Origin of the sequence: Solimonas soli DSM 21787 (assembly GCF_000474945.1) — a bacterium.
GTDB lineage: Bacteria > Pseudomonadota > Gammaproteobacteria > Nevskiales > Nevskiaceae > Solimonas > Solimonas soli.
The window spans coordinates 1-16644 of the sequence record NZ_AXDW01000010.1; the positions used below are offsets into that span (position 1 = coordinate 1).

A 16644-nucleotide genomic window follows, 5' to 3' on the forward strand; every position below is an offset into this window, starting at 1 on the left:
ATGGCAAAGGGTAAGTTTGAACGCACGAAGCCGCACGTGAACGTGGGCACGATTGGCCACGTTGACCACGGCAAGACGACGACGACGGCGGCGCTGACGAAGGTATCGTCGGACAAGTTCGGTTCGACGTACGTGCCTTACGACCAGGTGGCGAAGGCGTCGGAATCGCAGGGCCGCCGCGACGCGACGAAGATTCTGACGATCGCGACGTCGCACGTGGAGTACGAGACCGCGAACCGCCACTACGCGCACGTGGACTGCCCTGGGCACGCGGACTTCGTGAAGAACATGATCACGGGCGCGGCGCAGATGGACGGCGCGATTCTGGTGGTGTCGGCGGTGGACGGCCCGATGCCGCAGACGCGCGAGCACGTTCTGCTGGCCAAGCAGGTGAACGTTCCGAAGATCGTGGTGTGGCTGAACAAGTGCGATCTGGTGGAAGACGCCGAGCTTCTGGACCTGGTCGAGATGGAAGTGCGCGATCTTCTGAGCAAGTACAACTTCGACGGCGACAACACGCCGGTGATCCGCGGCTCGGCGACCAAGGCGATTGCCGGCGAGCCGGAGTGGGTGGCCAAGCTCGAGGAGCTGTACAACGCGATCGACACCTGGATTCCGGAACCGGAGCGCGAGACTGACAAGCCGTTCCTGCTGCCGATCGAAGACGTGTTCTCGATCTCGGGCCGCGGCACGGTGGTGACGGGCCGTATCGAGCGCGGCATCGTCAAGGTGGGCGAGGAAGTCGAGATTGTCGGCATCCGCGACACGGCCAAGACGATCGTCACGGGCGTGGAGATGTTCCGCAAGCTGCTGGACCAGGGGCAGGCGGGCGACAACGTGGGCATTCTGCTGCGCGGCACGAAGAAGGAAGACGTCGAGCGCGGGCAGGTGCTGTGCAAGCCGGGCTCGATCAAGCCGCACTCGAAGTTTGAGGGCGAGGTGTACGTTCTGACGAAGGAAGAGGGCGGTCGTCACACGCCGTTCTTCAAGGGCTACCGTCCGCAGTTTTACTTCCGCACGACGGACGTGACGGGGTCGATCCAGTTCAACCAGGAAATGGTGATGCCGGGCGACAACGTGCAGATGACGGTCGAGCTGATCAGCCCGATCGCGATGGAAGACGGCGTTCGCTTCGCGATTCGCGAGGGCGGCCGTACCGTCGGCGCCGGCGTCGTCACGAAGATTCTGGCCTAACACCTTTTCGCTTTACTTTTGGCTGGGGCGCGAATAAAATTCGCGCCCCTTTTGTTCCCTGCTCTTTAAACCGGAAACCAAAGCATGGCCGCGACCAGCCAATCTATTCGCATCCGGCTCAAGGCGTTCGACCATCGTCTGATTGACAAATCGGCGAAGGAGATCGTTGAGACCGCGAAGCGCACCGGTGCCGTCGTGCGTGGGCCGATTCCTCTGCCCACCCGTAAGGAACGCTTCACCATCCTCGTTTCGCCGCACGCCGACAAGGACGCGCGCGATCAATACGAGATCCGCACGCACAAGCGGCTCATGCAGATCGTCGACCCGACGGAAAAGACCGTCGACGCGTTGTCGAAGCTCGACCTGCCGGCCGGCGTCGAAGTCCAGATCTCGCTGAGCTAAGGAGAAACGGACATGTCGATCGCAATCGTAGGCCGCAAGGCAGGCATGACGCGCATCTTCACCGAAGATGGTGCGTCGATTCCGGTGACCGTCATCGAGTGCACGCCGAACCGCGTCGCTCAGGTCAAGACCGTGGAAACCGATGGCTACCGTGCTGTGCAGGTGGCCGTGGGTGAAGAGAAGCCGGGCCGCGTCAACAAGGCGCAGGCCGGTCATCACAAGAAGGCTGGCGTCGCCGTCGGCCGCGGTCTGTGGGAAATCCGTCTCGCCGAGGGCGAGGGTGCGGATCTCGCTGCGGGTTCCGAGATCAAGGTGGGTCAGTTCGATGGCGTGAAGGCCGTCGACGTCACCGGCGTCTCGAAGGGCAAGGGTTTCGCCGGCGTGCAGAAGCGCTGGAACTTCGGCGGTGGCCGTGCGACGCACGGTAACTCGCTGTCGCACCGCTCTCCGGGCTCGATCGGCCAGCGCCAGGCGCCGGGCCGCGTGTTCAAGGGCAAGAAGATGGCAGGTCACATGGGTTCGGATCGCGTTACCGCGCTGAACCTGGACCTGGTCAAGATTGATGTGGACCGCAACCTTCTGCTGGTGAAGGGTGCGGTGCCGGGTGCCACGAATGGCGATGTCATCGTGCGCCCCACGGTGAAGGCCTGAGTCGTCGGGTCTGGGTTCACTGAGGAAAAACGGCCATGGATATTCAACTCTATAACAGCTCGAACAAGCTGAACGTTTCGGATGCCGTGTTCGGCGCCGAATACAACGAACCGCTGATCCACCAGGTGGTCACCGCCTACATGGCGGCTGGCCGTGCCGGTACCAAGGCGCAGCTCGCCAAGGGCGAAGTGCGCGGCGGCGGCAAGAAGCCGTGGAAGCAGAAGGGTACGGGCCGCGCCCGCGCCGGTTCGATCCGCTCGCCCCTGTGGCGCGGCGGCGGCGCGACGTTCGCCGCCAGCCCGCGCGATCACTCGCAGAAGGTCAACCGCAAGATGTACCGCGGCGCCATCCGCTCGATCGTTGCCGAACTCGCCCGCCAGAACCACCTGATCGTCGCCGAGGCCTTCACGGTCGCTGCCGCCAAGACCAAGGGTCTCGTCGAGCAGCTCGCGAAGCTCGGCTCGGACGACGTGCTGATCGTCACCGGCGAGCTCGACCAGAACCTGTTCCTTTCGGCCCGCAACCTGCCGCATGTGGCGGTTTGCGATGTCGAGGCCCTCAATCCGGTCACGCTGCTGCGCCACGAGAAGGTGGTCATCACGGCGGACGCGGTCAAGAAGCTGGAGGCGTGGCTGCAATGAGCACCAAGTTCAAAACCGCGGCCGATCGCCTGCACCAGATCATCATCGCGCCGGTCGTCTCGGAGAAGAGCACGCGCGTCGCCGAGAAGAACAACCAGGCTGTCTTCAAGGTCGCTCGCGACGCGCAGAAGCCGGAAATCAAGGAAGCGGTCGAGAAGCTCTTCAACGTCAAGGTCGACGGCGTTCGCACGCTGACCGTGAAGGGCAAGAGCAAGCGTTTCGGCCGTTTCGAAGGCAAGCGCTCCGACTGGAAGAAGGCGTACGTCACGCTCGCGCAGGGCCAGGAAATCGATTTCCTCGGCGGCGCCTCGGCCTAAGGACACGACACCATGCCACTGATCCAAATCAAGCCGACGTCGCCGGGCGCGCGTCACCAGGTCAAGGTCGTCACGCCGGGCCTGTGGAAGGGCGAAGCCCACGCGCCGCTGCTCGAGAAGCAGAAGAGCACGGGCGGCCGCAACAACAACGGCCACATCACCACGCGCCACAAGGGCGGCGGCCAGAAGCAGCACTACCGCCTGGTCGATTTCAAGCGCAACAAGGACGGCATTCCGGCCGTCGTCGAGCGCGTCGAATACGATCCGAACCGTTCGGCGCACATCGCGCTGCTGTGCTACGCCGACGGCGAGCGCCGCTACATCATCGCGCCGCGCGGCGTCGCCGCCGGCGACAAGCTGCAGTCCGGCACCGATGCACCGATCAAGGCGGGCAACACGCTGCCGCTGCGCAACATCCCGATCGGTTCGACCGTGCACTGCGTCGAGCTGCGCCCGGGCAAGGGTGCGCAGATCGCGCGCTCGGCCGGCGCCGCCATCCAGCTGGTCGCCCGCGAAGGCGAGTACGCGACGATTCGTCTGCGTTCCGGCGAAATGCGCAAGGTGCTCTCCGAGTGCCGCGCCACGATCGGCGAAGTCGGCAACAACGAGCACAACCTGCGTCAGTACGGCAAGGCCGGCGCCAAGCGCCACAAGGGCATCCGTCCGACGGTTCGCGGTGTGGTCATGAACCCGGTCGATCACCCGCACGGCGGCGGCGAAGGCCGTTCCGGCCAGGGCAACCCGCATCCGGTGACGCCGTGGGGCCAGCAGACCAAGGGCCTCAAGACCCGCAGCAACAAGCGCACGCAGAAGTTCATCGTGCGCAGCCGCCATTCGAAGAAGTAACAGGAACACTTTAGGACTTAGGCCATGCCACGTTCCGTCAAGAAGGGCCCGTTCGTCGACCACCATCTCGCGAAGAAGGTGGAAGCGGCTGCCGGCCAGCGCGTGAAGAAGCCGATCAAGACCTGGTCGCGCCGTTCGATGATCACTCCGGACTTCGTGGGCCTGACGCTTCAGGTTCACAACGGCAAGACGCACCTGCCGGTCTTCATCACCGACAACATGGTCGGCCATAAGCTCGGCGAGTTCTCGCCGACGCGGACCTTCAAGGGTCATGGCGACAAGAAAGTCGAAGCCAAGAAGTAATCGCCATGCAGACGCAAGCCATCCTGAAGTTCGTCCGCCTGTCGCCGAAGAAGGCGCGCGCGATCGCCGATCTCGTGCGCGGCAAGCCGGTCGACGAGGCGCGCAACATCCTCAAGTACTCCACCCGCAAGCCGGCTCGCATCCTGTTCAAGGTGCTGGAGTCCGCGATCGCCAACGCCGAAAACAATCACGGCGCCGACGTCGACGAGCTGAAGGTGAAGGAGATCTACGTGGACGCCGGCCCGGTGCTCAAGCGCATCATGCCGCGTGCCAAGGGCCGTGCTGATCGCATCGTGAAGCCGACCAGCCACATCACGATCAAGGTCTCGGACGGCCAGTAAGGCCGCCTGCGTCGGACGAGAGAGAATATTCATGGGTCATAAAGTCAATCCGAACGGCTTCCGCCTCGGCATCACGACGTCCTGGACGTCGAACTGGTACGCGGAGCGCAAGGCTTACGGCGAAAACCTGCTGAAGGACATCCAGGTCCGCAGCTTCCTGCGCAAGAAGCTTGCGCAGGCGTCGGTGTCGCGCATCCAGATCGACCGCCCGGCGAAGTCGGCGCGCGTGACGATCCACACGGCGCGTCCGGGCATCGTCATCGGCAAGAAGGGCGAGGACATCGAGAAGCTGAAGGCCGAAGTCGCCAAGCGCATGGGCCTGAAGCCGGATTCCGTGCACATCTCGGTCGAGGAAATCCGCAAGCCGGAACTCGACGCGCAGCTGGTCGCCGACAGCATCGCCCAGCAGCTCGAGCGCCGCATCATGTTCCGCCGCGCGATGAAGCGCTCGGTGCAGAACGCCATGCGCCTCGGCGCCGGCGGCATCAAGATCCAGGTCGGCGGCCGTCTGAACGGCGCCGAGATCGCCCGCACCGAGTGGTACCGCGAAGGCCGCGTGCCGCTCCACACGCTGCGCGCCAACGTCGACTACGCCGTCGGTGAAGCCCGTACCACGTACGGCATCATCGGCGTGAAGGTCTGGGTGTTCACCGGCGAAGTGTTCGAAGCCGATCGCCGCCAGGACAAGAACGAAACCACCGAGGCCCGTACGGCCTAAGGTCGGGAGACAAAGCCATGATGCAGCCGAAGCGAACCAAGTTTCGCAAGCAACGCAAGGGTTCCAACACCGGTATGGCCTTGGTCGGTAACAAGGTCAGCTTCGGTGAGTGGGGCCTCAAGGCGACCGAACCGGGTCGCGTCACCGCCCGCCAGATCGAAGCGGCACGCCGCGTCATCACGCGCTACATCAAGCGCGGCGGCAAGGTGTGGATCCGCCTGTTCCCGGACGTGCCGGTGACCAAGAAGCCGCTGGAAGTCCGCATGGGCTCCGGCAAGGGCAACGTCGAGTACTGGGTCTGCAAGGTGCAGCCCGGCAAGGTGCTCTACGAAATGGAAGGCGTCGATGAAGTGACCGCGCGCGAGGCGTTCCGCCTGGCCGCAGCGAAGCTGCCGGTGAAGACCAGCTTCGTCAACCGGACGATCATGTGATGAAGACCTCCGAATATGTGAAGTCGCTGCGCGGCAAGGACATGAAGGCGCTCGCCGAGGAACTCGCCGCGCTGCGTCGCGAACAGTTCAACCTGCGCATGCAGCATGCCACCGGCCAGCCGGCCAAGCCGCATCTCGTGCGCGAGGCGCGCAAGAAGATCGCGCGGGTCAAGACCATTGCGCGCAGCCAGGTGAAGTAAGCCATGAGCACCGAACAGACCGAAAAGAAGGGCAACCGCGTCGTGGGCCGTGTCGTCAGCGACAAGGGTGACAAGACCATCACCGTGCTCGTCGAGCGCGTCGAGCGTCATCCGCTCTACGGCAAGACGCTGCGCCGCTCGACCAAGCTGCGCGCGCACGACGAGAACAACCAGGCGAAGGCAGGCGACACCGTGGCGATCGTCGAGACGCGCCCGCTGTCGGCCACCAAGCGCTTCCGCCTCGTCGAAGTGCTGAAGTCCGGCGCCGCCGGCTGACCAGGGAGCCAGACCATGATTCAACAGGAAAGCTTTCTGGTGGTCGCCGACAACAGCGGCGCCCGTGAAGTGCAGGTGATCCAGGTCAAGGGTTCGACGTACCGCCGCTATGCGGCCGTCGGCGACCTGATCAAGGTCACCGTCAAGGACGCGATTCCGCGCGGCAAGGTCAAGAAGGGCGAAGTGCACGACGCGGTCGTCGTCCGCACCAAGTTCCCGATCAAGCGCGCCGACGGTTCGGTCATCCGTTTCGACAGCAATGCCGCCGTGCTGCTGACGAACAAGCTGGAGCCGCTGGGCACTCGTATCTTCGGGCCGGTGACGCGCGAACTGCGCGACCGTTTCATGAAGATCGTGTCGCTGGCGCCCGAAGTGATCTAAGGCAGGACCGAGCATGAGCAAGATCAAGAAGGGCGACGAAGTCGTCGTCATCACGGGCAAGGACAAGGGCCGCCGCGGCAAGGTCGCGCAGGTTCTGGTCGCCGCCGGCAAGGTGGTCGTCGAAGGCGTCAACGTCGCCAAGAAGCACCAGCGCGGCAACCCGAACGCCGGCGTGGCCGGTGGCATCGTCGAGAAGGAAATGCCGATCGACGTGTCGAACGTGGCCATCTGGAACGCGAAGACCGGCAAGGCCGATCGCGTCGGCTTCAAGTTCGAGGGCGAAGGCGAAAAGCGCCGCAAGGTGCGCGTGTTCAAGTCCAACAGCGAACTGGTGGACTAAGGTAGAAAGCCATGGCGAATCTGCAAACTCTTTACCGCGAGAAGCTCGCGTCCGAGCTCCAGAAGAAGCTCGGCGTCGGCGCGATGGAAGTCCCGCGCATCGAAAAGATCACCCTGAACATGGGCGTCGGTGAAGCGACGACCGACCGCAAGGTGATCGAGAAGGCGGTCGAGGACATGACGGCGATCGCCGGCCAGAAGCCGGTCGTCACCAAGACCCGTATCGCCATCGCGGCGTTCAAGGTCCGCGAGAACTATCCGGTCGGCGTCAAGGTGACGTTGCGCCGCGAGAAGATGTACGAGTTCCTGGAGCGCCTGATCGTCGTCGCCCTGCCGCGCATCCGCGACTTCCGCGGCATCTCGGCGCGCGGCTTCGACGGCGCCGGCAATTTCAATTTCGGTGTCACGGAACAGATCATCTTTCCGGAAATCGAGTACGAAAAGGTCGACGCGGTGCGCGGCATGAACATCACCATCACCACGACGGCGAAGAACGACGAACAGGGCCGCGCCCTGCTCGACGCCTTCAACTTCCCGTTCCGCAAGTAAAGCGCAGGCGATACCCATGGCCAAGACCAACATGATCGAGCGCGAGAAGAAGCGCGCCGCCCTTGCCGCGAAGTACGCCAAGAAGCGCGCGACGCTGAAGGCGACCATCGTCAGCGAAGCCGCTTCGGACGAAGACAAGGCTGCTGCCGTCGTGGCGCTGCAGAAGCTGCCGCGCGACTCGGCGAAGACCCGCCAGCGCAACCGCTGCCAGCTCACCGGCCGCTCGCGCGGCGTCTACAAGAAGTTCGGCCTTGCGCGCCACAAGCTGCGCGAAGCCGCCAACCGCGGCGAAGTGCCGGGCCTGAAGAAGGCGAGCTGGTAAGAGGATTTCCATATGAGCATGACCGATCCTATCGCCGACTTTCTGACGCGCATCCGCAACGCCCAGGCGGCGCGCAAGAAGCAGGTGTCGTCGCCGTCCTCGAAGATCAAGGAAGCGATCGCCGCCGTTCTCAAGGACGAGGGCTACATCGCCGACTACGCCGTGGTCGCCGACGGCGCCAAGAAGACCATCACCCTGGCCCTGAAGTACTTCGAGGGCAAGCCGGTGATCGAGCGCCTCGAACGCATCTCGAAGCCGGCCCTGCGCGTCTACAAGGGCAAGGACGAGCTGCCGAAGGTTCTCGGCGGTCTCGGCGTCGCCATCGTCTCCACGCCCAAGGGCGTGGTCAGCGACCGCAAGGCGCGCGCTGCCGGTCTCGGCGGCGAAGTGCTCTGCATCGTCGCCTAAGGAGAGCACCATGTCCCGCGTCGCAAAAATGCCGGTGAAGCTGCCGGCCGGTGTGCAGGTCGCCAACGCGAACGGCCAGCTGACCGTCAAGGGCAAGACCAGCCTGACGATCAACGTGCCGGCGAAGGTGCAGATCGAGGTGCAGGGCGATACCGTCACGGTCGCCGCCGCCTCGATCACCGCCGACAAGATGCAGGCCGGCACGTTCCGCGCGCTGCTCAACAATGCCGTGGTCGGCGTGTCGAAGGGCTACGAGAAGAAGCTGCAGCTGGTCGGCGTCGGCTACCGCGCCGCGACCGCCGGCAAGAAGCTGAACCTCTCGCTCGGCTTCTCGCACCCGATCGAATACCCGATCCCGGAAGGCATCACGGTGGAAACGCCGTCGCAGACCGAGATCATCGTCAAGGGCGCCGACAAGAAGATGGTCGGTCAGGTCGCCGCCGACATCCGCGGTTTCCGTCCGCCCGAGCCATACAAGGGCAAGGGCGTGCGTTACTCCACCGAGAAGGTGGAACTCAAGGAAGCGAAGAAGAAGTAAAGGGTTCGCGTGGGGCCGTCCTCCTTCGGAAGGCCTTGCGCACATGGACCGGACTTCGATCTCGCGAACATTTTGGCATCGACCAAAAAGTTGCCAGGAAGAACTGGATTTATATGAAGGACAAGAAACAGACCCGTCTGCGCCGCGCCCGCCGCACGCGCGCCCACATCCGCGAACTCGGCGTGCATCGTCTCGCCGTGCACCGCACGCCGCAGCACATCTACGCGCAGATCATCGCGCCGGACGCCTCGGTGACCGTCGTCGCCGCGTCGACGGTCGAGAAGTCGGTGGCCGACGGCCTCGACGCGACCGGCAATGTCGAGGCCGCCAAGAAGGTCGGCACGACGATCGCCGAGCGCGCCAAGGAGAAGGGCATCACCAAGGTGGCCTTCGACCGCGCGGGTTTCCAATACCACGGCCGCATCAAGGCCCTGGCCGACGCCGCGCGTGAAGCCGGCCTGGAGTTCTAAGACATGGCGACCCAGCACAACTACGAAGAGCAGAGCGGCGGCGAGTTCAAGGAAAAGCTCATCACCGTCAATCGCGTGTCGAAGACGGTCAAGGGCGGCAAGCAGTTCGCCTTCACCGCGCTGACGGTCGTCGGCGACGGCGCCGGCCGCGTCGGTTTCGGCTACGGCAAGGCGCGCGAAGTGCCGCAGGCCATTTCCAAGGCGATGGACCAGGCGCGCAAGAACATGGTCACGGTGCCGCTCAAGGGCCTGACCGTGCAGCACGAGATCTGGGGCCAGCACGGCGCCGCGAAGGTGTTCCTGCGTCCGGCTTCGGACGGTACCGGCGTGATCGCCGGTGGCGCGATGCGCGCGGTGTTCGAAGTCGCCGGCGTGCAGAACATCCTCGCCAAGGCGCTCGGCTCGCGTAATCCGATCAACCTGGTGCGCGCGACGATGAACGCGCTGACCAAGATGAACCTGCCGTCGGAAATGGCCGCCAAGCGCGGCAAGACCGTCGAAGAAATCCTCGGCTAAGGGTTGCAAAGATCATGACCGCCACCAAGCAGATCAAGCTCACGCTGATCCGTAGCCTCGCCAAGCGCCTGCCGAAGCATCAGGCCTGCGTGCGCGGCCTGGGTCTCACCCGCATGCATCAGTCGCGCATCGTTGCCGCCACGCCCGAGAACATGGGCATGGTCAACAAGGTGTCGTACATGCTGCGCATCGAAGAAGTCGCCTAAGACTGCTCCGACAGGATCTACAGAACATGAAACTCAACAGCATCAAGCCGGCCAAGGGCGCCAAGACCAAGAAGGTCCGCGTGGCCCGTGGTATCGGTTCGGGCATCGGCAAGACCGCCGGCCGCGGCCACAAGGGTCAGCACGCGCGCAAGGGCGGCTACCACAAGCTCGGCTTCGAGGGCGGCCAGATGCCGATCCAGCGTCGCCTGCCGAAGCGCGGCTTCAACTCGCCGCTCAAGGGCCTGACGGCGGAAGTGCGCCTGTCGGAGCTCGAGAAGATGAAAGCCGTCGAGATCGACCTCGCCACGCTGAAGGCGGAGAACGTGATCTCGGCGAATGCCGAGACCGCCAAGGTCATCAAGTCCGGCGCGCTGAGCCGCAAGGTCGCGCTCAAGGGTGTGCTCGTCACCAAGGGTGCTCGCGAAGCCATCACGGCCGCGGGCGGCAGCATCGCCGAGTAAGGTCGGGAACGCTCATGGCGAAGTCTCCGGGTGCCGCAGGCGGCTCGATGGTGCCGGATCTGAGCAAGATCGGTGAGGTGCGCAATCGCCTCCTGTTCCTGCTCGGGGCGATCATCGTTTACCGCATCGGCAGCTTCATCCCGGTGCCGGGGATCGATCCGGTGCAGCTGGCGGCGCTGTTCAACCAGAGCCACGGCACGATCCTGGACATGTTCAACATGTTCTCGGGCGGCGCCCTGCATCGCCTGTCGATCTTCGCGCTCGGCGTGATGCCATACATTTCGGCGAGCATCATCGTGCAGCTGATGGCGACGGTCGTGCCGCAGCTCAAGGATCTGAAGAAGGAAGGCGAGTCGGGCCGCCGCCAGATCACCAAGTACACCCGTTACGGCACCCTGGCGCTGGCGCTGTTCCAGTCGTTCGGCGCGGCGCTGGCGCTGCAGAAATCGGGCGTGGCGATTAACGCCGGCTTCGGCTTCCTGTTCGTGGCGACGGTCAGCCTGGTCACCGGCACGATGTTCCTGATGTGGCTCGGCGAGCAGATCACCGAGCGCGGCATCGGCAACGGCATCTCGATGATCATCTTCTCCGGCATCGTCGCGGGCTTTCCACGCGCGCTCGGTGCGACGGCGCAGCTGGTCAGCGAAGGCTCGATCAACGGCTTCACGGTGATCGTCGTGCTGGCGCTGATCGCGGTGGTGACCTGGGGCGTGGTGTTCTTCGAGCGCGCCCAGCGCCGCATCCCGATCCACCACGCGCGCCGCCAGCAGGGCCGCAAGATCTTCGCCGCGCAGACCCAGCACCTGCCGCTGAAGCTGAACATGTCGGGCGTGATCCCGCCGATCTTCGCGTCGTCGATCATCCTGTTCCCGGCGTCGCTGGTGCAGTTCTTCGGCGGTGATACCACCTCGACGGCGGGCAGCTTCCTGCAGAAGCTGGCCAATGCGCTGTCGCCGGGCCAGCCGCTGTACACGCTGCTCTACGGCCTGCTGATCATTTTCTTCTGCTTCTTCTACACGGCCCTGGTCTTCGACTCGCGCGAGACGGCCGACAACCTGAAGAAGTCGGGGGCCTTCATCCCGGGCGTGCGTCCGGGCGCGATGACGGCGAAGTACATCGACACGGTGCTGACGCGCCTGACGGTGGTGGGCTCGCTCTACATCCTGGTGATCTGCCTCGTGCCGGAGATCCTGCGCTCGTTCGTCACCAGCATTCCGTTCTATTTCGGCGGCACGTCGTTGCTGATCACGGTGGTGGTGGTGATGGACTTCATGGCGCAGCTGCAGGCGCACCTGATGTCGCACCAGTACGAAGGCCTGCTGAAGAAGGCCAATCTGAAGTCGCTGGGCCCGGCGCAAGGCCGCTGAGTCCGATTACCTAGTTCGAGGTGAGTCATGAAAGTCCGTGCATCGGTCAAGAAAATCTGCCGGAACTGCAAGGTCGTCCGTCGCAATGGCGTCGTTCGCATCCTCTGCACCGACCCGCGCCACAAGCAGCGCCAGGGCTGAATGCCCGCGCGTTTGATTAATAGCCGTTTGGTCAATATAATGCGCGGCTTTTCGCGCGTTAGGCATCAGTCGAGGTAGTCACAATGGCACGTATCGCGGGCGTCAACATCCCGGATCGCAAACACACCGTCATCGCCCTGCGGGCGATCTACGGCATCGGCAAGACCCGCGCCAAGCTGATCTGCGCGGCGGCGGGCATCGACCCGACCGTGCAGATTCGCACGCTGACAGAGGGCGAGCTCGAGAAGCTGCGCACCGAAGTCGGCAAGTTCGTGGTCGAGGGCGACCTGCGCCGCGAAGTGTCGATGAGCATCAAGCGCCTGATCGATCTCGGCTCGTACCGCGGCCTGCGCCACCGTCGTGGCCTGCCGGTTCGCGGCCAGCGCACCCGTACCAATGCCCGCACCCGCAAGGGTCCGCGCCGCGGCACGGTCGCGACCAACAAGAAAACCTGATTTCTAGCCGGACACGCATATGGCGACCCAGACCCAGACCGCTGCCGCGGCGAAGCGCAAGAAAGTCAAGAAGAACGTCACCGATGGTGTGGCGCACATTCATGCTTCCTTCAACAATACGATCATCCTGATCACCGACCGCCAGGGCAACACGCTGTCGTGGAGCACGGCGGGCGCCGCCGGCTTCAAGGGCTCGCGCAAGTCGACGCCGTTCGCCGCGCAGGTCGCCGCCGACAAGGCCGGCCAGGCCGCCGCCGAGCATGGCGTGAAGAACCTCGAGGTTCGCGTCAAGGGCCCCGGCCCGGGCCGTGAATCGGCCGTCCGTGCGCTGAACGCCGCCGGCTTCAAAATCACCAACATCACCGACGTCACGCCGATTCCGCATAACGGCTGCCGCCCGGCCAAGCGCCGCCGCGTGTAAGGAGAGAATTCATGGCTCGTTACATTGGCCCGAAGTGCAAGCTGTCCCGCCGCGCCGGCACCGACCTGCTGCTCAAATCGCGCGCCCGCGCCATCGACAGCAAGTGCAACATGGAGACCCGCCCGGGTCAGCACGGTGCCGTCAAGCCGCGCCTGTCCGACTACGCCCTGCAGCTGCGCGAGAAGCAGAAGCTCAAGCAGATGTACGGCGTGCTCGAGAAGCAGTTCCGCAACTATTACCTGAAGGCGTCGTCGAAGAAGGGCTCGACCGGCCTGCTGCTGCTGCAGCTGCTGGAAACGCGCCTCGACAACGTCGTCTACCGCATGGGTTTTTCGCGCACCCGCGCCGAAGCCCGCCAGCTGGTGTCGCACAAGTCGGTCGTCGTCAACGGCAAGATCGTCAACATCCCCTCGTACCAGGTCAAGGCCGGTGACGTGGTGGAAATCCGCGAGGCTTCGCGCGCGCAGTCGCGCATCGCCGAAGCGCTGTCGATCGCCACGCAGGCCGGTCTGGCCGATTGGGTCGACGTCGACGAGAAGGGCCTGAAGGGCACCTTCAAGGCCGTGCCGACGCGCGATCAGATCCTGCCGGACATCAACGAGGCGCTGGTCGTCGAGTTGTACTCGAAGTAACGCCCGTCGTTACTTGGCGAGTCGCCGCCGACAGTCCCGTCCATACAGATTCAGAGGTACACCATGCAGAACGTCGTCGCAGACCTGCTCAAGCCGCGTCAGATCGAAGTGGAGACCGTGTCTCCGAGCCACGCTCGCGTCGCGCTGGAGCCGATGGAACGCGGCTTCGGCCACACGCTGGGCAATGCCCTGCGCCGCATCCTGCTGTCGTCGATCCCGGGCGCCGCGATCACCGAAGTGCAGATCGACGGCGTCGTGCACGAATACAGCGCGATCGAAGGCGTGCAGGAAGACGTCCTCGACATCCTGCTGAACATCAAGAACATCGCGATCCGCATGCATGCGCGCGATGAAGCGACCCTGCGTCTCGAGAAGTCGGGCAAGGGTCCGGTCACCGCCGGCGATATCAAGCTCGACCACGACGTCGAGATCGTCAACCCGGAACTGGTGCTCGCCAACCTCACCGGCGGCAAGCTCAACGTGACGCTGAAGGTCACGCGCGGGCGCGGCTACGTGCCGGCCGCCAGCGCGGTGCGCGAGGAAGATGCCCGCGGCGTCGGCGTGCTGAAGCTCGATGCGAGCTACAGCCCGGTGCGTCGCGTCAGCTACGCGGTCGAGCGCGCGCGCGTCGCGCAGCGCACCGACCTCGACAAGCTGATCCTCGACGTCGACACCAACGGCGGTATCGATCCGGCGGAAGCCGTGCGCCTGGCCGCGCGCATCCTGCGTGACCAGCTGTCGGTGTTCGTCGATCTCGAGGCCGAGGCGGCGCAGGCTGCCGCGGTGCCGGGCAAGAAGGAACTGTCGCCGATCCTGTTCCGTCCGATCGACGATCTGGAGCTCACGGTCCGTTCGGCGAACTGCCTCAAGGCCGAGAACATCTACTACATCGGCGATCTCGTGCAGCGCACGGAGATGGAGCTGATGAAGACGCCGAACCTCGGCAAGAAGTCGCTCAACGAGATCAAGGAAGCGCTGCGTTCGCACGAGCTCGATCTCGGCATGCGCCTCGAGAACTGGTCGTCGCCGAAGGTGCCGGCTTAAGGCCCTCGGAAGAAAGATTTAGGAAGATAAAGCCATGCGCCACAAGATGTCGGGCCGTACCTTCGGCCGCACCAGCAGCCACCGCAAGGCGACGATGCAGGCCATCGCCGTCGCGCTCTTCGAGCACGAGCTGATCAAGACCACGCTGCCGAAGGCCAAGGAGCTGCGCCGCCTCGCCGAGCCGCTGATCACGCGCGCCAAGGAAGACTCGCTGCACAATCGCCGCATCGCCTTCTCGCGCCTGCGCGACCGTGACGCCGTGCAGAAGCTGTTCAACGAGATCGGCCCGCGCTACAAGCAGCGTCCGGGCGGCTATCTGCGCATCCTCAAGTGCGGCTTCCGCGCCGGCGACGACGCGCCGATGGCCTACGTCGAACTGGTCGACCGCCCGGCGAAGAGCGCCGCCGTCGCCGCCGGGTAAGCGGGAATCCGTGGACCGAACGGGCGCCGCGAGGCGCCCGTTTTCGTTTGCGTCCGCGGATCGTCCTCAGCGCGCCAGCATCACGCCGAGACCGACGCGCGTGACGCTGCGGTTATAGTCGATCAGGCTGTCGCCATAGCCGTTGAACACGTAGACGTTCCAGTAGAGGTAGTCGCCGAACGGCACGCTGTAGCTCAGTTCGAGCGCGCCCTTGCCGGTGTTCGGATTGCCGCGCAGCATCAGCGCGGCGAGATGATCGGCATGGAACAGGCGCTGCTGCAGGCGCAGCTCGCCGTAGCCGTAGTAGTGGGCGATGTCTGGGTTGTCGTCGCCCTTCGGATCGTCCGGCGTCTTCTTGCGGTCCTCGGGGATGCGGTACCAGAGCTTGAGATCGACGAGCGTCCGCCGCCATTCGCTGAAGACGTTCACGTAAAGGCGATTCCAGGAACGTGATTGCGGCACGTCGCGGCCATTCGATTCATGCTCGCCGCCGAAATCGAAACCGCAGCGGGGGCAGAGCGCGAGACGCGGTTTCCAGCGGTAGAACAGTTCCGGGTTGTAGTTCGTCTCGCGGAACGGCCGCGACTCGCTGGCGTTGTAGATCTGCCAGAACGACTTCTGTGTATAGGCGAAAAACACGTCGCTGTTGAAAAGGTTCAGCTTGAGGCTGATCTGGTAGACGAACTCGCTCTCGTCGCCGCTGTAGCGGTCGCTGTACGTCGCCGGCATCAGATACATCGGCTTGTGGAACGACAGGCAGGGCTGCATGCCGACCAGCATGAAAGGTTCGGTTTCGTGCTCCAGGCAGCGCGCCAGCGAGCGCGGCACGCTGACACGGACTTTTTCCTCCGCCGGGTCGCTCTCGCCTGCGGCGGCCGGCGTGGCGACGTCGCCGGCGCCGGATTGTGCCTGCGCGCGTACCGACGCGGTGGCGATCAGCAGGACGAGGGCGAGCAGCGCCAGGGGCCAGCGGCAGGGGAACGACGACATCTAGGAGACTCCACGGTGCAGGGCATCGACATAGGGTTTCATCACACGCTCGACGCGGCACAGCTGTGCGTAGTGCTGTAGCGTCAGCATATCGACCTGGCGCTTCGCCAGCGCGGCGCGCAGCGCGTCGACGGCGATATGCGGGCCGATCTTGTTGCGGAACTTGAACAGATCGGCGAGCGTTTTTTCGAGTGTGTAGACGGCGACATCGACGTGCTCGATGCGATGATGCGCGACGCCCCCGCTGAACGCTTCGCCGCCGAGGCGGGCGATGCGCAAGGCGGGGAAGTCGAGGCGCGGCTTGGCGGCGCGGCGCTCGATCGCCACCGAGATCTCGCGCGCGTTGGCCTCGCCCAGCCCATGGAACGCCAGCGCCGACTGCAGGCAGACGACGCCGTTCGGCACGGCGCGCGCCACCAGGGCGAGCGACAACTCGAAGGACGGCTTGCGCTCGGCCAGCACATAGCTGCCGCGACCGAGCTTCTTCAGCTGCCCGCGATCGCAGAGGCGGCGCAGATACTCGGCCTGGATGTGGTGCGGACCGAGATCCTTCGGACGCAGAACGCCGAGCTCTTGGACCAAGGCTAAGATGCGTTCGGACTTGCTCTGCTCGTCGGCGCTGTGCAAATCGGGAAGAGTCGAAAATATCTGTATATATTTAAA

The 16644-nt window shown here is 64.5% G+C and carries 31 protein-coding genes; 29 read left to right on the forward strand and 2 right to left on the reverse strand.

All coding sequences use genetic code 11. The annotated features are described in order from the left end of the window. The 29 genes from tuf to rplQ all read left to right on the forward strand — a co-directional run bounded on the left by tuf (window position 1) and on the right by rplQ (window position 14991). Complete coding sequence (gene tuf, locus K344_RS0105860) at window positions 1–1194, forward strand: elongation factor Tu (RefSeq protein ID WP_028079879.1); 1194 nt, start codon at window positions 1–3, stop codon at window positions 1192–1194. Window positions 1195–1278: 84 nt separating this feature from the next. After that, window positions 1279–1596, forward strand: coding sequence for a 30S ribosomal protein S10 (gene rpsJ, locus K344_RS0105865; protein ID WP_020651341.1), 318 nt, complete (start codon window positions 1279–1281; stop codon window positions 1594–1596). A gap of 12 nt (window positions 1597–1608) precedes the next feature. Further along, complete coding sequence (gene rplC, locus K344_RS0105870; RefSeq protein WP_028079880.1) at window positions 1609–2247, forward strand: 50S ribosomal protein L3; 639 nt, start codon at window positions 1609–1611, stop codon at window positions 2245–2247. A 35-nt stretch (window positions 2248–2282) separates the two neighbouring features. Further along, window positions 2283–2888: a 50S ribosomal protein L4 gene (rplD, locus tag K344_RS0105875; protein ID WP_028079881.1), complete on the forward strand. Its 606-nt coding sequence runs from the start codon at window positions 2283–2285 to the stop codon at window positions 2886–2888. Further along, window positions 2885–3205, forward strand: a complete 321-nt coding sequence (gene rplW / locus K344_RS0105880; RefSeq protein WP_028079882.1) for a 50S ribosomal protein L23 — start codon at window positions 2885–2887, stop codon at window positions 3203–3205. The genes rplD and rplW overlap by 4 nt, the downstream gene beginning before the upstream one ends. A 12-nt stretch (window positions 3206–3217) precedes the next feature. Beyond that, window positions 3218–4051 carry a 50S ribosomal protein L2 gene (gene rplB, locus K344_RS0105885; RefSeq protein ID WP_028079883.1) on the forward strand — a complete coding sequence of 278 codons (834 nt, stop codon included), beginning with the start codon at window positions 3218–3220 and terminating at the stop codon, window positions 4049–4051. A 24-nt stretch (window positions 4052–4075) separates the two neighbouring features. Next, window positions 4076–4354 (forward strand): 30S ribosomal protein S19, encoded by a 279-nt coding sequence (gene rpsS / locus K344_RS0105890; RefSeq protein WP_028079884.1) that lies wholly within the window; start codon window positions 4076–4078, stop codon window positions 4352–4354. Between the two features lie 5 nt (window positions 4355–4359). Further along, window positions 4360–4695 (forward strand): 50S ribosomal protein L22, encoded by a 336-nt coding sequence (rplV, locus tag K344_RS0105895; protein ID WP_028079885.1) that lies wholly within the window; start codon window positions 4360–4362, stop codon window positions 4693–4695. Window positions 4696–4726: 31 nt separating this feature from the next. Further along, a complete protein-coding gene (gene rpsC / locus K344_RS0105900; RefSeq protein WP_028079886.1) occupies window positions 4727–5413 on the forward strand; it encodes a 30S ribosomal protein S3 in 687 nt (228 codons plus the stop codon). Window positions 5414–5430: 17 nt separating this feature from the next. Next, window positions 5431–5844: a 50S ribosomal protein L16 gene (gene rplP / locus K344_RS0105905; RefSeq protein WP_026353325.1), complete on the forward strand. Its 414-nt coding sequence runs from the start codon at window positions 5431–5433 to the stop codon at window positions 5842–5844. Beyond that, the gene (gene rpmC, locus K344_RS0105910) at window positions 5844–6044 is read left to right on the forward strand and encodes a 50S ribosomal protein L29 (protein ID WP_028079887.1); all 201 of its coding nucleotides are present in this window, start codon (window positions 5844–5846) and stop codon (window positions 6042–6044) included. The genes rplP and rpmC overlap by 1 nt, the downstream gene beginning before the upstream one ends. Window positions 6045–6047: 3 nt before the next feature. Further along, window positions 6048–6320, forward strand: coding sequence for a 30S ribosomal protein S17 (rpsQ, locus tag K344_RS0105915; RefSeq protein WP_043113924.1), 273 nt, complete (start codon window positions 6048–6050; stop codon window positions 6318–6320). Between the two features lie 15 nt (window positions 6321–6335). Further along, on the forward strand, window positions 6336–6701 hold the full coding sequence (rplN, locus tag K344_RS0105920; protein WP_028079889.1) for a 50S ribosomal protein L14: 366 nt from the start codon (window positions 6336–6338) through the stop codon (window positions 6699–6701). 13 nt (window positions 6702–6714) lie between these two features. Further along, the gene (rplX, locus tag K344_RS0105925; protein ID WP_028079890.1) at window positions 6715–7041 is read left to right on the forward strand and encodes a 50S ribosomal protein L24; all 327 of its coding nucleotides are present in this window, start codon (window positions 6715–6717) and stop codon (window positions 7039–7041) included. 11 nt (window positions 7042–7052) lie between these two features. After that, window positions 7053–7589, forward strand: a complete 537-nt coding sequence (rplE, locus tag K344_RS0105930) for a 50S ribosomal protein L5 (protein WP_028079891.1) — start codon at window positions 7053–7055, stop codon at window positions 7587–7589. A 16-nt stretch (window positions 7590–7605) separates the two neighbouring features. Continuing rightward, entirely contained in the window at window positions 7606–7911 is a 306-nt protein-coding gene (gene rpsN, locus K344_RS0105935) for a 30S ribosomal protein S14 (RefSeq protein WP_028079892.1), read from the forward strand. 12 nt (window positions 7912–7923) lie between these two features. Next, window positions 7924–8319 (forward strand): 30S ribosomal protein S8, encoded by a 396-nt coding sequence (gene rpsH / locus K344_RS0105940; RefSeq protein WP_028079893.1) that lies wholly within the window; start codon window positions 7924–7926, stop codon window positions 8317–8319. A 10-nt stretch (window positions 8320–8329) separates the two neighbouring features. Further along, window positions 8330–8857 carry a 50S ribosomal protein L6 gene (gene rplF / locus K344_RS0105945; RefSeq protein ID WP_028079894.1) on the forward strand — a complete coding sequence of 176 codons (528 nt, stop codon included), beginning with the start codon at window positions 8330–8332 and terminating at the stop codon, window positions 8855–8857. Window positions 8858–8970: 113 nt separating this feature from the next. After that, window positions 8971–9327: a 50S ribosomal protein L18 gene (rplR, locus tag K344_RS0105950; RefSeq protein ID WP_028079895.1), complete on the forward strand. Its 357-nt coding sequence runs from the start codon at window positions 8971–8973 to the stop codon at window positions 9325–9327. 3 nt (window positions 9328–9330) lie between these two features. Beyond that, on the forward strand, window positions 9331–9843 hold the full coding sequence (gene rpsE, locus K344_RS0105955) for a 30S ribosomal protein S5 (RefSeq protein ID WP_028079896.1): 513 nt from the start codon (window positions 9331–9333) through the stop codon (window positions 9841–9843). A gap of 14 nt (window positions 9844–9857) precedes the next feature. Continuing rightward, the gene (rpmD, locus tag K344_RS0105960; RefSeq protein WP_028079897.1) at window positions 9858–10049 is read left to right on the forward strand and encodes a 50S ribosomal protein L30; all 192 of its coding nucleotides are present in this window, start codon (window positions 9858–9860) and stop codon (window positions 10047–10049) included. A 26-nt stretch (window positions 10050–10075) separates the two neighbouring features. Next, window positions 10076–10510 carry a 50S ribosomal protein L15 gene (gene rplO, locus K344_RS0105965; RefSeq protein WP_028079898.1) on the forward strand — a complete coding sequence of 145 codons (435 nt, stop codon included), beginning with the start codon at window positions 10076–10078 and terminating at the stop codon, window positions 10508–10510. 14 nt (window positions 10511–10524) lie between these two features. Continuing rightward, window positions 10525–11877 carry a preprotein translocase subunit SecY gene (secY, locus tag K344_RS0105970; RefSeq protein WP_028079899.1) on the forward strand — a complete coding sequence of 451 codons (1353 nt, stop codon included), beginning with the start codon at window positions 10525–10527 and terminating at the stop codon, window positions 11875–11877. A gap of 27 nt (window positions 11878–11904) precedes the next feature. After that, entirely contained in the window at window positions 11905–12018 is a 114-nt protein-coding gene (rpmJ, locus tag K344_RS0105975) for a 50S ribosomal protein L36 (protein ID WP_020651319.1), read from the forward strand. Between the two features lie 83 nt (window positions 12019–12101). Then, window positions 12102–12473: a 30S ribosomal protein S13 gene (rpsM, locus tag K344_RS0105980; protein ID WP_028079900.1), complete on the forward strand. Its 372-nt coding sequence runs from the start codon at window positions 12102–12104 to the stop codon at window positions 12471–12473. 19 nt (window positions 12474–12492) lie between these two features. Next, a complete protein-coding gene (rpsK, locus tag K344_RS0105985) occupies window positions 12493–12894 on the forward strand; it encodes a 30S ribosomal protein S11 (RefSeq protein ID WP_028079901.1) in 402 nt (133 codons plus the stop codon). Window positions 12895–12905: 11 nt separating this feature from the next. Continuing rightward, the gene (gene rpsD / locus K344_RS0105990) at window positions 12906–13526 is read left to right on the forward strand and encodes a 30S ribosomal protein S4 (protein ID WP_028079902.1); all 621 of its coding nucleotides are present in this window, start codon (window positions 12906–12908) and stop codon (window positions 13524–13526) included. A gap of 63 nt (window positions 13527–13589) precedes the next feature. Further along, window positions 13590–14570, forward strand: a complete 981-nt coding sequence (locus tag K344_RS0105995; protein ID WP_028079903.1) for a DNA-directed RNA polymerase subunit alpha — start codon at window positions 13590–13592, stop codon at window positions 14568–14570. Window positions 14571–14604: 34 nt separating this feature from the next. Then, window positions 14605–14991, forward strand: a complete 387-nt coding sequence (rplQ, locus tag K344_RS0106000) for a 50S ribosomal protein L17 (protein WP_028079904.1) — start codon at window positions 14605–14607, stop codon at window positions 14989–14991. Between the two features lie 66 nt (window positions 14992–15057). Here rplQ and K344_RS20445 read toward each other — a convergent pair whose 3' ends face one another. After that, the gene (locus K344_RS20445; RefSeq protein WP_051361942.1) at window positions 15058–15981 is read right to left on the reverse strand and encodes a phospholipase A; all 924 of its coding nucleotides are present in this window, start codon (window positions 15979–15981) and stop codon (window positions 15058–15060) included. After that, window positions 15982–16608 carry a type IV toxin-antitoxin system AbiEi family antitoxin domain-containing protein gene (locus K344_RS0106010; protein ID WP_043113927.1) on the reverse strand — a complete coding sequence of 209 codons (627 nt, stop codon included), beginning with the start codon at window positions 16606–16608 and terminating at the stop codon, window positions 15982–15984. Window positions 16609–16644: the final 36 nt, after the last annotated feature.

Bases quoted from the DNA above. Each gene is read 5' to 3' on its own strand.
- rplW (WP_028079882.1), top strand. From the start codon at position 2,885: ATGAGCACCAAGTTCAAAACCGCGGCCGATCGCCTGCACCAGATCATC.
- rplO (WP_028079898.1), top strand. From the start codon at position 10,076: ATGAAACTCAACAGCATCAAGCCGGCCAAGGGCGCCAAGACCAAGAAG.
- rplF (WP_028079894.1), top strand. From the start codon at position 8,330: ATGTCCCGCGTCGCAAAAATGCCGGTGAAGCTGCCGGCCGGTGTGCAG.
- rpmC (WP_028079887.1), top strand. From the start codon at position 5,844: ATGAAGACCTCCGAATATGTGAAGTCGCTGCGCGGCAAGGACATGAAG.
- K344_RS0105995 (WP_028079903.1), top strand. From the start codon at position 13,590: ATGCAGAACGTCGTCGCAGACCTGCTCAAGCCGCGTCAGATCGAAGTG.
- rpsQ (WP_043113924.1), top strand. From the start codon at position 6,048: ATGAGCACCGAACAGACCGAAAAGAAGGGCAACCGCGTCGTGGGCCGT.
- rplQ (WP_028079904.1), top strand. From the start codon at position 14,605: ATGCGCCACAAGATGTCGGGCCGTACCTTCGGCCGCACCAGCAGCCAC.
- tuf (WP_028079879.1), top strand. From the start codon at position 1: ATGGCAAAGGGTAAGTTTGAACGCACGAAGCCGCACGTGAACGTGGGC.
- rplC (WP_028079880.1), top strand. From the start codon at position 1,609: ATGTCGATCGCAATCGTAGGCCGCAAGGCAGGCATGACGCGCATCTTC.
- rplD (WP_028079881.1), top strand. From the start codon at position 2,283: ATGGATATTCAACTCTATAACAGCTCGAACAAGCTGAACGTTTCGGAT.
- rpsE (WP_028079896.1), top strand. From the start codon at position 9,331: ATGGCGACCCAGCACAACTACGAAGAGCAGAGCGGCGGCGAGTTCAAG.
- rplN (WP_028079889.1), top strand. From the start codon at position 6,336: ATGATTCAACAGGAAAGCTTTCTGGTGGTCGCCGACAACAGCGGCGCC.
- rplB (WP_028079883.1), top strand. From the start codon at position 3,218: ATGCCACTGATCCAAATCAAGCCGACGTCGCCGGGCGCGCGTCACCAG.
- rpsN (WP_028079892.1), top strand. From the start codon at position 7,606: ATGGCCAAGACCAACATGATCGAGCGCGAGAAGAAGCGCGCCGCCCTT.
- rpsM (WP_028079900.1), top strand. From the start codon at position 12,102: ATGGCACGTATCGCGGGCGTCAACATCCCGGATCGCAAACACACCGTC.
- rplX (WP_028079890.1), top strand. From the start codon at position 6,715: ATGAGCAAGATCAAGAAGGGCGACGAAGTCGTCGTCATCACGGGCAAG.
- secY (WP_028079899.1), top strand. From the start codon at position 10,525: ATGGCGAAGTCTCCGGGTGCCGCAGGCGGCTCGATGGTGCCGGATCTG.
- rplE (WP_028079891.1), top strand. From the start codon at position 7,053: ATGGCGAATCTGCAAACTCTTTACCGCGAGAAGCTCGCGTCCGAGCTC.
- rplV (WP_028079885.1), top strand. From the start codon at position 4,360: ATGCAGACGCAAGCCATCCTGAAGTTCGTCCGCCTGTCGCCGAAGAAG.
- rplP (WP_026353325.1), top strand. From the start codon at position 5,431: ATGATGCAGCCGAAGCGAACCAAGTTTCGCAAGCAACGCAAGGGTTCC.
- K344_RS20445 (WP_051361942.1), bottom strand. From the start codon at position 15,981: ATGTCGTCGTTCCCCTGCCGCTGGCCCCTGGCGCTGCTCGCCCTCGTC.
- rpsS (WP_028079884.1), top strand. From the start codon at position 4,076: ATGCCACGTTCCGTCAAGAAGGGCCCGTTCGTCGACCACCATCTCGCG.
- rpmD (WP_028079897.1), top strand. From the start codon at position 9,858: ATGACCGCCACCAAGCAGATCAAGCTCACGCTGATCCGTAGCCTCGCC.
- rpsC (WP_028079886.1), top strand. From the start codon at position 4,727: ATGGGTCATAAAGTCAATCCGAACGGCTTCCGCCTCGGCATCACGACG.
- rpmJ (WP_020651319.1), top strand. From the start codon at position 11,905: ATGAAAGTCCGTGCATCGGTCAAGAAAATCTGCCGGAACTGCAAGGTC.
- rpsD (WP_028079902.1), top strand. From the start codon at position 12,906: ATGGCTCGTTACATTGGCCCGAAGTGCAAGCTGTCCCGCCGCGCCGGC.
- rpsK (WP_028079901.1), top strand. From the start codon at position 12,493: ATGGCGACCCAGACCCAGACCGCTGCCGCGGCGAAGCGCAAGAAAGTC.
- rpsJ (WP_020651341.1), top strand. From the start codon at position 1,279: ATGGCCGCGACCAGCCAATCTATTCGCATCCGGCTCAAGGCGTTCGAC.
- rpsH (WP_028079893.1), top strand. From the start codon at position 7,924: ATGAGCATGACCGATCCTATCGCCGACTTTCTGACGCGCATCCGCAAC.
- rplR (WP_028079895.1), top strand. From the start codon at position 8,971: ATGAAGGACAAGAAACAGACCCGTCTGCGCCGCGCCCGCCGCACGCGC.